This window comes from Nonomuraea maheshkhaliensis, from assembly GCF_039529435.1.
Taxonomy (GTDB): domain Bacteria; phylum Actinomycetota; class Actinomycetes; order Streptosporangiales; family Streptosporangiaceae; genus Nonomuraea; species Nonomuraea maheshkhaliensis.
On sequence record NZ_BAAAMU010000009.1, the window covers coordinates 1 to 11,744 of the forward strand.

Consider the following 11,744-nt stretch of genomic DNA (forward strand, 5'->3'; position numbering starts at 1 on the left):
CCCGGCGAGCGCGGACGGCCGCCGCCTGGCAGGCTCGCGGATGCACTCCGTACGGGCCTCGTGCACCCTCATCGTGGGGCTGTTCGCGACCACCATCCTCGTGGTGCTCGGCGCGACCCTGGACCTGGCGATCCGTTCCCACGTCGAGTCCAGCTCCTTCCGCCTGGCCGAGCAGGTGGCGAGCAGGTGGAGCCCGGTCGCCCGCCAGGGCGAGCTGCCGCGGCCGATCCCGGCCGGCCCGCCCGTCGGCCTCGTCCAGGTCGTGGACGTCCACAACCGGGTGCTGAACTCCAGCTCCGACGCCTCCACGACCGTGCCGCTGAGCCGGCACCGGCCGCCGCCGGACGCCCGGTTCCAGCCGTACCGCGAGTGCCCGCAGACCGGTCGGTGCGTGCTGCTGCAGGCCATCCGGCTGACCCCGGCGCCGGACGCGAGCGTCGTCTACGCCGGCATCCCCGAGCCGGATCTGCTGGCCACCCACCAGCTCGAATACGCCATCGCGGCCGGGATCGCCGCGGTCACCGCGACCGCCGCCTGGGCCGCATGGGTGCTGGTGGGGCGCGCGCTGCGTCCCGTCGAGGCGATCAGGGCCCGGATCTCGCAGATCACGGTGAGCGACCTCAGCCTGCGCGTCCCCGAACCGCATGGCGACGACGAGATCAGCCAGCTCGCCACCACCGCCAACCAGACCCTCAACCGGCTTGAGGGCGCGGTGCAGCAGTTGCGCCAGTTCGCCTCCACGACGAGCCACGAGCTGCGCACCCCGATCGCCGGCATGCGCACGCAACTGGAGGAGGCGCTGCTCTACCCGGACGACGTCGACGCCAGGGACGCGCTCAGGAGCGCGTTGACCACGGTCGGCCGGCTGGAGGCGATCGTCAACGACCTGCTGGTGCTCGCCCGGCTCCGGGCCGCCGATCCGCTGCCGTCCGCGAAGGTCGATCTCGGCGAGCTCGTCGCCGCCGAGGTGCGCGCGCAGATCTCGCCCGTGCCGGTCGACGTGGACGCGCCAGCCGGGCTGGAGATCGTCGGCTCCCGCATCCAGCTCATCCGCGTGCTGGACAACCTCCTCGCCAACGCGCTGCGGCACGCCGAGTCCGGCGTGCGGGTCAACGTCGAGCCGGCCCGCGACGGGGTCGCGGTCACGGTGGCCGACGACGGGCCCGGCATCCCGCCCTCCGAGCGCGAACGCGTCTTCGACCGGTTCGTCCGCCTGGACGACGGCCGCCGCCGCGACCCCGGCGGGAGCGGCCTCGGCCTGGCCATCTCGCGCGACATCGCGCGGGCCCACCATGGCACCCTCACGGTCGAGGACTCGCCGCGTGGGGCAAGATTCGTCCTGTGGCTGCCGCGCGCCGGCGGAGGCCCCGCGGCGGCACCTCAGACGTAAGCGCAGGAGGCGCGCACGGCCGCCATCCGCAGGAATAGATCGGGGGTGTGCGGTGTCTTTACGTGCACGTTCAGGTGCGTTCCACCTGAGTCACCGACCATGCGGCGAAAGGCCGGGATACGGCGATTACCGCACCCTGTTCACCAGTGACACCGACGACAACTAGGGAGACGACGTGACCACCGAAAAGGCGATCCTCGCCGGCGGCTGCTTCTGGGGCATGGAGGAGTTGTTCCGCCACCAGCCCGGCGTCGTGTCGACGCGCGTCGGCTACAGCGGCGGTGACGTCCCGAACGCCACCTATCGCAACCACGGCACCCACGCGGAGTCCATCGAGGTCGTCTACGACACCGAGCGGACCGACTTCCGCGCGCTGCTCGAGTTCTTCTTCCAGGTGCACGACCCCTCGACGAAGAACCGCCAGGGCAACGACATCGGCACCAGCTACCGTTCGGCGATCTTCTACACGAACGACGAGCAGAAGCGGGTCGCCGAGGACACGATCGCCGACGTCGACGCCTCGGGCCTGTGGCCCGGCAAGGTCGTCACCGAGGTCACCCCGGCGGGCGACTTCTGGGAGGCCGAGCCCGAGCACCAGGACTACCTGCAGAAGTATCCGAACGGCTACACCTGCCACTTCCCTCGTCCCGGCTGGAAGCTCCCGAAGCGGGCGTCGGCCTGACCTCTCGCGGCGCGCGGACTCCGGTCCGCGCGCCGACGCGCATCCGGAGGAACGCCGGCGTATCCGACAGAACGCCGGCGCACGCGGGAGAGCGCACCCGGAAGATGCCCCAGCGGATCGTCCGCTCACGCGGGCCGTCACGCCGTGAGGTAGGACTTCACGTGGTCGAGCGCCATGTCGAGAGCGATCTCCATGGGCTTGATGTCATGCGCGGTCTCCGCGAGCAGGTATCCGCCCTGCAACGCGGCCATCAGCCCCGTGGCCAGCTTCTCCGGGTCGGCGTCCGGCTTGAGCACCCCGTTGTCCCGCATCCGCCGCAGACCGGCGGCGAGCAGCCCCTGCCACTGCGCGAAGGACTCGGCGAGCGTGGCGCGGGCCTGGTCGTCCTGGTCGGCCAGCTCGCTGGCCAGTGAGCCGAGCGCACAGCCGTAGGCGCCGTTCTGCAACGCGTTCCGCTGCACCAGCGCGTCGCGCCAGCGGACCAGGCCGCGGAACGACTTCAGCCGCTCCAGGTTGCCGCGCTCACGCTCAAGCACCTGCTCGGCGCGCGACGCGACGACGGCGCGGACCAGCGCCTCCTTGTCCGGGAAGTGGTTGTAGAGCTGCGATTTGCTGGTGTTGCTCGCGGCCCGGACGTCGTCCAGCGTGGTCGCGTTGACGCCCTTGACGTACATCAGCTCGACGGCGGCCGCCACGATGCGCGCGCGGGTGCTGGCCCCTCGGGCCGTCAGCCTCCGCTCCGGCTGTGCGTTCTCCGGCCTGCTCACAACCCCAGGCTACCTCGTCCGATCACGGCCACCGTACGGACTGGCCGGTCCATCTGACCACCCATTACCCGACCCCAGGCTCTCGACCTGACACCATAATGGACGAAATAGTCCAGTAGCCTCTTCCGCCGGCACGGCGGTGAGGACCGGATGCGGGGAGGCGCCGGATGAAGGCGATCGTGGTGCCGGACGAGGCCGCGGGAACGGCCGGGATGACACTGGCCGAGCGGCCCCAGCCCCAGGCGGCGATCAACGACGCGCTGGTGACCCGTTCTTCGCCAGCCGCAGCAGGATGGTGCAAACCGTCCCCTCGACGACGTCGGCGAAGCCGAGCTCGTTCGGCCGGCGCGTGATGGCGTACCCGTAGGTCTCCTCACCACCGATGATCTGCAGCACGCAGCCCTCCAGCGTGCCTTTCAACATCTCCGTCAGATCGTCCATCGCAGGGCTCCGCTACTTTGTGGCGCTAGATATCACTATGAAGTACCACTAAGTAGCGGAGCGATGGCGCGGATCAGAAGACCATCGTGAGCAGATCGGCGAACAGCTCGTCTTCGTCGATCTCAAGCCCGCGCTTGGTGAACCAGGTGGCCATGTTGTGGCAGTCGCGCATCAGGAAGTCCATGCCCTGCGGGTTGCCCACGACGTCGACGACCTGGGGCAGGTCGATCAGCACGATCCGCTCGCCCTGCGCGAGCACGTTGTACGGCGAAAGGTCGCCGTGCGCGAGCCCCGCCCGGGCCAGTTCCCGCATGCCGTCACGGAGCTGCTCGAAGTAGACGCCGAGCAGTTCCTTCGACGGCCGGACCTGGGCCAGCCTGGGCGCGGCGCCGCCCTCGCCGTCGTCGATGAACTCCATCAGCAGCTCGATGCCGTCCACCTGCACGGGATACGGCACCGGGACGCCGGCCTGCCACAACCGGTTGAGCGCCTCCCATTCGGCGTACGCCCACTGACCGGCCGCGACACTGCGGCCGTGCGAGGTCTTCTTCGCCACTGCCCGGTTGTCGCGGCTGTTGCGGGTACGGCGGCCTTCGACGTACGACGTGCTGCGGTGGAAGGAGCGGTGCTCCTCGGTGCGGTAGCGTTTCGCGGCCAGCAGCGACGACTTCGCCGGGCTGTCACCGATGGCTTCGACGGCCCGTTCGAGCAGGAAGACGTCGGCTTCCTTGCCGGTCTTGAGTATGCCGAGCTCGGTGTCGATCGCGGCCTGTTCCGTCACCACCCACGAGGGGCGCGGTTCCGGGCCGCGGCAACTGCGCTCGACGTCCAGCCAGGTGGACCACCGCTGATCGGGGCCCAATTCCTCGTCGACGGAATGGAAGGCGAAGACGAACGACGCGGCCGGACCCGGGAGGGGGTCGGGGCCAGAGAAGGTGTCAGAGAATTCGTACTCGGAAGACAACGGGAATGCTCCTGAACAGAGAGGTGAGACTGATGCGGACATGCCGCAGCACGGTGTTGGCCATCCGTCAGCCCCCCTTAGTCCAGGCAGCGCTCTCCGCCGCTCGATCGGCCCAGCATGCCCCACCCGTTTCGGCCCCCGCAACGTATTTAACGGCGCCCGGGTCTGTGCCGTAGCGCTTGGTCAGCCCCCACCGGGGCTTGTGCCGGAGTCCCCGGCGGTCCTCATCTGGACGAGGTCTCTGACGGCGGCGATCGGGACGTCCTCGGAGAGGCCGCGGACCAGCAGGGTCTCGACGCCGAGCAGCATGGCTCTCGCCCTCTCCCTGGGCAGGTACGCGGTGTCGATGATGAGGCTGAGCTGGCCGGTGTCCGGGGCGGTCCCCAAGGTGAAGAACACCTTGAACCGGACCCCCGGCCAGGCGTTCGTGACGTACGTACGGGTCTGCGCCGTGAGCGGGGTCAGATCCGCGCCGGGAGTGAGGCGGGGCAGGTTCGGCCAGGTCCCGTCACCCCGCCTGTCGTTGAAGAAGGCGTCCAGGTCCGGTTCCCTGCCCCTGAGGCGGCCGATCTCCGCGCGCATGGCCTGCATCTCGAAGGGGTCGTAGTGGGCGTTGCGATAGGCCATGAGGGCGCTGCGGTGCGCGGCCAGGCAGGTGTCGGTGAAGCCGGTGCCGGGTAGGTCGAGAACGAGCAGGCCGTCCTGGCCCACGGTGGCGACCAGCGGCCGGGTGCGGGGATCGCGCCGGTTGCTGTGGACGAGCTGCATGACCGCCCGCGGCCGTTCGCTCACGACGGCCAGCACGGTGGCGCAGGCGGCGATGAGCACGCTCGTCGTGCTGATCGTCAGCCGTTCGGCCAGCCGCACGGCCGCCGCCGCGAGCGCCACCGACTCCATGCCGACCTCGATGAACCGGGGCTCCTCCGGCTCCCCTGGCGGATGGTCGAACACCTCCAGCGGGACCGTTTCGAGCACCGAGCGCCAGTAGCCGATCGACCGCCGCGAGCGCGCCAGGAACGGCTCCGCACGCTCCAGCTCCGCCTGCTCCGTCGGCTGCCACTCCGGCGCCGGGAGGTCGTCGCCCCTCAGCAGCGCCCGCCACTCCGCCGACAGCAGGCTCAGCGCCTGGAAGTCCACCGCCAGATGCGAGAAGGCGAACGCCAGGGCCCTCGGCCTGCCGTCGGCGAGCACGATGACGCAGCGCAGGGGCAGGTCCGCGTCATGGGCGAAGACCGTGGTGCCCAGCTCGGCGGCGATGCGCGTGGCGGTGCCCAGTGGCCCTTCCTGGCCCGCCGGCGCCAGCTCCACGGTCAGCTCGCCGCTGCGCGCCACCCGCTGCACCGGGCCGTTCGGGGTGTCGGCGAAGGTGGTACGCAGGCTCTCGTGGCGTTCGAGCATCCGGCCCAGCGCGCCCAGCACGGTCGTGAGATCGCGCCTGCCGTGTACCGGGAGCACCCATGGGCAGTTGAGGAAGGACTGGCTGGGGCCCATCAGGTGAACGGCCCGCCACATCAGCCGCTGCCCCCAGGTCAGCGGCGCCTCACCGCCCCGGGTCCCGCTGAACGGCACCGAGGCTGTCTCCCGCGTGGCCGCCGAGACGGTCGCCGGGGCCGCCGGGGTCGCCGGGGTCGCCGAAAGAGTCATTGGGCGTCCAGCAGGCCCGAGAGGTGGGCGGCGAGCGCGGCCACCCGCTCGAACGCGGACAGGTCGCCGCCGAGATCGAGGTCCACCTCGAAGGCGTCCTCGATCGCGTCGATGAGCCGGATCCACGCCAGCGAGGTCAGGCCCAGCGCCGACAGCGAGTGATCGCCCGCGAGCGCTTGCTCGGCGCTGATCTCGCCGCCGGACACGTCGGCCACCAGGTCCGCGAGCCTGTGTTCCAGGGCGCCGCTCACCGCGCGCTCCCCTCGGCGTCCTGGCGCGACCGCAGACTGCGCGGTCGCATGTCCGTCCAGATCTCGTCGATGTGGTCCAGGCACTCCTGCCGGTCGCCCGTGACGCCCGTGGCCCGCCAGCCGTCGGGAAGCCGCCGGTCCAGGGGCAGCAGCGAGTACTGGTCCTCGTCGTTGACGACCACCTGGTGCCGTCCCGTCATGTCATTCCTCCTGGGATCGCAGGGCTCGTACGCCGACCAGGTCGTCGGCGACGGCGTCGGGGACCTCGCGGTCGAAGCGGGCCAGCGCGGGCACCCGCATGGCGGCCAGCGTGATCGCCACGATGACGAGGCCGAAGAGCACGTACATGAATCCGATGCCACGACCGGGGCCGGTGCCGATGACCGCCCCGACGGTGCCGGCCAGCGCGCCGCCGTCCAGCAGCAGTGGGTCGAGCAGCGAGGCGGCGTAGGGGGCGACGAGCGCGTACCCGATCGGCAGCGTGGACCAGGCGATGAGCGTGTTCATCGCGAACACCCGGCCGTGGAACCGCTGCGGCACCTTGACCTGCACGATCGTGGTGTAGATGCCGTTCAGCAGGGTGATCCAGAGCGTGATGCCGCACACGCCGACGGCGATCACGACCAGGTCGGCGCGCAGGCCGGTGAGCAGGCAGAAGCAGCCCAGGACGAGGCTGCACAGCAGGACCCCGCGCAGGCGCAGCCGGCGCGGGCCGCCCCAGACGATCATGACGAGCGCGCCCGCGAACGTCCCCGCTCCGGCCAGGAAGGCGATCCTGCCGACGTCGGCGAGCCCGGCGAAGGCGAGCACCAGCGGCGAGAACATCAGCAGCAGCGGCGCGAGGAACACGTTCAGCACGACGAAGAACAGCAGCATGGCGACGAACCCGCGATGGCCCAGCGAGTACCGCAGCCCGCCCAGGATCTCGTTCTTGATCGACTCCCGGCGTCGCCAGGGCATGGTGGCCGGGAACCGCACCACCAGCAGGACGACGATGGCGACCGCGTAGCCGGCGATGTCGAGGAGGAGGATGCCGCCGAGCCCGATGGCGGACAGCAGGCCGACGGCGAAGATGGGCACCAGGAGCTGGGCGGTGCCGTTGCCGAGCTGCGTGATGCCGACGGCGTGCCCGAGATAGTGCTTGGGCACGAGCTGCGGCACGGCCGAGAAGTACGCGAGCCGCTGGAACGTGAGCGCGACGGACAGGCAGCCCAGTAGCGGATAGATCATCCCCGTGGACAGATTTCCGGTCCACAGCAGCACGCCCAGCGCGAGCTGGATCGTGAACGCCGCGGTGTCCCCCGCCAGCATCACCCGGCGCCGGCTCGTCCTGTCGATGATCGCCCCGGCGATCGGCGCGGTCAGCATCCCCGGCACCAGGCCCACGACCGCCATCAGGGCGAACAACGCCACCGATCCGGTCGTGGTGTAGATCCACAGGGGTACGGCGAACTCCGTCAGCGCCGACCCGGTCACGGACACGAGCTGGCTCAGCGCGATGGCGAGGAAGCGCCCGATGCCGGGCTGGGCTCCCGCCGGGGCGGACAGTGCGCCGGCGTGGGACACGTCGTGCAGCCACCAGGTACGGTCACCGCTTCGTGCCGCCGGTTCCTCCGGCTCCCGCGAGACCTCCGGGCTGCGGCGGGCCGGTTGCCCGGGGCTCTGGCCGGCCGGTTCCTCCGGCTCCCGGAGGCCCGGTTCCTTCAGGTTCCGGTGGAGGGTGGTGACGATCTCGGACAGCTCTTGCGCCCGATATTTCAGGAAAAAGTGCCCCGCCTCCGCGAGCACGACCACCGCCGACACCGAGGTCAGGAAGTGCCACTCGCGGAAGCGTTCCTGGTAGTAGTCCGTCGCCGGATCCTCGGTCCCGACGACGCTGATCACCGGGGCGCGCAGCCGTCGCGTGCCCGACTCGAACAGGCGGGTGTAGTACTCCTCGGCCTCGCGCGAGTCGCGGCGCATGTTCCTGACGATGCGCCGCGCCTGCGCGGGATCGAGGTCGCTCATGTCCACGCCCTGCGAGATCAGCCAGTTGACGTAGCGCTGGTCGCTGCGGAGTCGCTCGGCCTCGGCGATCCTGGCGATCCGCGCCATCACCCGGCCGCGCGGGCGGGCGAACGGGAAGATGCCGCCGATGTAGACGCCTTCGAGATCCCTGCCCGCGGCCTCCAGTCGGCGGGCGATCTCCACGGTCAGGGCCGAGCCGACGCCGCAGTGGCCGTACAGGACGATCGGACCCTCGACCTTTTCCAGGATCTCGCGCACGCATCCCTCGGCGAGCTCGTCGAAGGGCAGTCTGTCCTCGTCGACGCCCACGTCGTGGCCGGGGATCGCCACCGACCACAGCGCGTGCCCATCCGGCAGTGCGTCGGCCAGCGGCTGGTAGACGACGGCGCTGCCGCCGCCGTACGGGACGCACACGTAACTCAGGACGGCGCTCGTGCTCCGGGCGGCGGTCAGCCGGTGCAGCAGCGAGCGGGGGCCGCGCCGGTCCGGCGGAATGTCGGCGAGCGCGGCCAGCTCGCCGAGGGTGCGGTGCTTGAACACGTCCATGACGCTGACCACGGCGCCCGCCTGCTGGCGGAGCCGGGCCACCACCTGGGTCGCGAGCAGGGAATGGCCGCCGAGGTCGAAGAAGTCGTCGGCCACGCCGACCGCCTCGACGCCCAGCAGCTCGCCCCAGATCGCGGCCAGCGTCCGTTCCGTGGGCGTGTCCGGCGCGATGAACTCGACCGTGGCGTCCCTGGCGGCCACGGGTGGGGGGAGGCGGCGGCGGTCCAGCTTGCCGTTGGGGCTCAGGGGCAGGGCGGCGAGCGTGACGTAGGCCGCGGGGACCATGTAGTCGGGGAGGGTCTTCTTCAGCTCGGCCCGGAGCGCGCCATGATCGAGCACCGCCTCCAGGACGTCCGCACCGTCGGCGGGTCCGGTCCGGTCGGCGTCCGGGGTGACGTAGGCGACCAGGCGGTCGTCGCGGACGATCACGGCGGCGTCCCCGACGGCGGGCAGGGCACGCAGGGCGGCCTCGATCTCGCCGGGCTCGATGCGCAGCCCGCGCAGCTTGACCTGGGCGTCCAGCCGGCCGAGGAACTCCAGCACTCCGTCGGAGCGGCGTCTGACGAGATCGCCGGTGCGGTAGAGCCGCGATCCCCGCGGGCCGTACGGGTCCGGCACGAACCGCTCGGCCGTGAGCGCGGGACGGTTCAGGTAACCCCTGGCCAGGCCGGCTCCGCCGATGAACAGCTCCCCCGGCACCCCGATCGGCACCGGGGACATGGCGGCGTCCAGGACGTACAGGGTGGTGTTGGCGATGGGAGTGCCGATCGGGACGCGGGCCGCCGAGGTCAGGGTGGCGGGCAGGCAGTGCCAGGCGGACACGTCCACGGCCGCCTCGGTGGGACCGTACAGGTTGTGCAGTTCGGCGGCGGGGAGCGTCGCGGCGCACCGGCGGGCCAGGTCGGCGGGCAGTTCCTCGCCCGAGCAGATCACCCGCCGCAGCGAGCCGCAACCGCCGGCGCTGTCGGCAGCGCCCCCGGCGCCGTGCTCGGCGAGGAAGACGGCCAGCATCGACGGGACGAAATGGGCGGTGGTCACGCCTTCCGTGACGATCAGTTCACGCAGGTACGCGGCGTCCTTGTGGCCGCCCGGCGTCGCGAGCACCAGCTTCGCCCCGCTGCGCAGCGGCCAGAACAGCTCCCACACCGACACGTCGAAGCTCAGCGGCGTCTTCTGCGCCACGACGTCCGCGTCTCCCAGCCGGAACCGTTCCTGCATCCAGTCGAGCCGGTTGGCGATGCCGCCGTGGGTGTTCGGCACGCCCTTGGGCCGGCCGGTGGAACCGGAAGTGTAGATGACGTAGGCGACGTCGTCGGGCCGTACGTCGGGCAGCGGGCCCGAAGCGCCGGTCCAGACGTCCGGATCGTCCAGGTCGAGGATGGTCGCGGCGGTGTACGGCAGCGACGGGCGGATCCCGCTCTGGGTGAGCACCACCGCCGGTACGGCGTCCGCCAGCATGAACGCCATCCGGTCCGGCGGATAGTCGGGGTCGATCGGCAGGTACGCCGCACCCGCCTTGAGGACGCCGAGAAGGCCGGGCAGCAGCTCCAGCGAACGTTCGGCGCACACGGCGACCACCGACCCCGGGCCCGCGCCGAGGCCGCGCAGCGTGCGCGCGACCCGGTCCGCCGCCGCGTTCACCTCGCCGTACGTCAGCGCGCGTCCTTCGAAGCGCACCGCGACCGCGTCGGGCGTACGCGCCGCCCGCTCCTCGATGGGGCCGTGCAGCGTGGCGTCGCCGGGGAAGTCGGCCGCGGTGTCGTTCCACACCTCCAGAACCAGGCGGCGTTCGTCCGCGCCGAGCAGGTCGATCCCCGAGAGCCGCACGTCCGGCCCGGCCGCGACCCGTTCCAGCAGCGTGCACAGGTGGCCGGCGAGGCGTTCGACGGTGTCCGGCTCGAACAGGTCCGTGTTGTAGACGAACATCCCGCCCGAGTCGTCGCCGACGTACAGCTCCAGGTCGTAGCGGGTCGCCCAGGCGTCCACGGGGAAGTCGGCCACGGTCAGCCCGGCAGGCGGATCGACGGCCTCGTTCCGGTAGTTCTGCATCGCGAACATCACGCCGAACAGCGGCGACCTGGACACGTCGCGCGGCAGGTCCAGCTCCGAGACGAGCTGCTCGAACGGCAGGTCCTGGTGGGCGAAGGCGTCCAGGACGACGCTCCGCACCCGGTCGACCAGCTCGGCGAACGTCGGGTCGCCCGTCAGGTCCACCCGCATGGTCAGCATGTTGACGAAGCAGCCGATCACGCCGTCCAGCTCGGGGACCTGGCGGCCGGCCACCGGCGACCCCATGGCGACGTCCTCGACGCCGGCGTACCGGCCGAGCAGCGCGGCGAGCGCGGACAGCATGATCATGTACGGCGTGGCCCGGTGCTCGCGCCCGAGCCGGGCCAGCCCGGCGGCCGCCTCCCGGCTCAGGGTGAACGGGTGCGCGGCGCCGGTGTAGGTTCGCTCCGGCGGGCGGGGCCGGTCGGCCGGCAGGTCCAGCGGCTCCAGGCCGGCCAACCTGTCCCGCCAGAAGTCCAGGTCGCGCGGGGAAGGGGCCAGGCCGCGCTGCCAGGCCGCGTAGTCGCCGTACCCCACTTGCGGGGTGGGCGGCGTGCGGCCGTCGTAGCGGGTGAAGACCTCGCGCATCAGCACGTCGGCCGACCAGCCGTCGGCGGCGATGTGGTGCACCGCGAGCACCAGAACATGATCGTCGTCGCCCAGCCGCACCAGCAGCGCCCGTGCCAACGGGCCCGCCACGAGGTCGAACGGCATCGCCAGGAACTGCTCGGCCAGCGCCTTCGCCGTGTCCTCGCCGGGCGCGTCGCGTACGGTCAGCGGAAACGTGGCGTCGTCGGCGAGGACCACGCGCGGGCGGCCGTCGCCCGTGGCGGGGAAGCGCATGCGCAGCGCGTCGTGCCCGGCCACGACGGCGTCGAGCGCGGCGGCCAGGGCGCCGGCGTCCAGCGGGCCGCGCAGCCGCAGCCTGATCGGGATGGTGAGCTGGGCGGTGCCCGGCGCGAACTGCTCCAGGAACCACAGCCGCTCCTGCGCGTGCGACAAC

8 protein-coding genes and 1 pseudogene are annotated in these 11,744 nt (G+C 71.5%); 2 read left to right on the forward strand and 7 right to left on the reverse strand.

Annotation, left to right across the window (positions count from 1 at the left end; all coding sequences use genetic code 11):
* Both ABFX54_RS08420 and msrA read left to right on the forward strand, forming a co-directional pair.
* Positions 1-1,390, forward strand: a 1,390-nt coding sequence (locus tag ABFX54_RS08420; RefSeq protein ID WP_346102903.1) for a sensor histidine kinase, incomplete at its 5' end; no start/stop codon positions are given.
* 175 nt (positions 1,391-1,565) lie between these two features.
* A complete protein-coding gene (gene msrA / locus ABFX54_RS08425) occupies positions 1,566-2,072 on the forward strand; it encodes a peptide-methionine (S)-S-oxide reductase MsrA (protein ID WP_346102905.1) in 507 nt (168 codons plus the stop codon).
* 137 nt (positions 2,073-2,209) lie between these two features.
* Here the strand turns inward: msrA and ABFX54_RS08430 are convergent, their stop codons facing one another.
* The 7 genes and pseudogenes from ABFX54_RS08430 to ABFX54_RS08460 all read right to left on the reverse strand — a co-directional run bounded on the left by ABFX54_RS08430 (position 2,210) and on the right by ABFX54_RS08460 (position 11,743).
* Complete coding sequence (locus tag ABFX54_RS08430) at positions 2,210-2,839, reverse strand: TetR/AcrR family transcriptional regulator (RefSeq protein ID WP_346102907.1); 630 nt, start codon at positions 2,837-2,839, stop codon at positions 2,210-2,212.
* 267 nt (positions 2,840-3,106) lie between these two features.
* Positions 3,107-3,280 (reverse strand): annotated as a pseudogene (locus tag ABFX54_RS08435) (PadR family transcriptional regulator); the annotation flags it as partial.
* Positions 3,281-3,353: 73 nt separating this feature from the next.
* On the reverse strand, positions 3,354-4,244 hold the full coding sequence (locus tag ABFX54_RS08440; protein WP_346102909.1) for a serine protein kinase RIO: 891 nt from the start codon (positions 4,242-4,244) through the stop codon (positions 3,354-3,356).
* 183 nt (positions 4,245-4,427) lie between these two features.
* Positions 4,428-5,888: a condensation domain-containing protein gene (locus ABFX54_RS08445; protein WP_346102911.1), complete on the reverse strand. Its 1,461-nt coding sequence runs from the start codon at positions 5,886-5,888 to the stop codon at positions 4,428-4,430.
* Entirely contained in the window at positions 5,885-6,139 is a 255-nt protein-coding gene (locus ABFX54_RS08450) for an acyl carrier protein (RefSeq protein ID WP_346102912.1), read from the reverse strand. The genes ABFX54_RS08445 and ABFX54_RS08450 overlap by 4 nt, the downstream gene beginning before the upstream one ends.
* Entirely contained in the window at positions 6,136-6,339 is a 204-nt protein-coding gene (locus ABFX54_RS08455) for an MbtH family protein (protein ID WP_346102914.1), read from the reverse strand. The genes ABFX54_RS08450 and ABFX54_RS08455 overlap by 4 nt, the downstream gene beginning before the upstream one ends.
* A gap of 1 nt (position 6,340) precedes the next feature.
* A complete protein-coding gene (locus ABFX54_RS08460) occupies positions 6,341-11,743 on the reverse strand; it encodes a non-ribosomal peptide synthetase/MFS transporter (protein ID WP_346102916.1) in 5,403 nt (1,800 codons plus the stop codon).
* Position 11,744 lies beyond the last annotated feature (1 nt).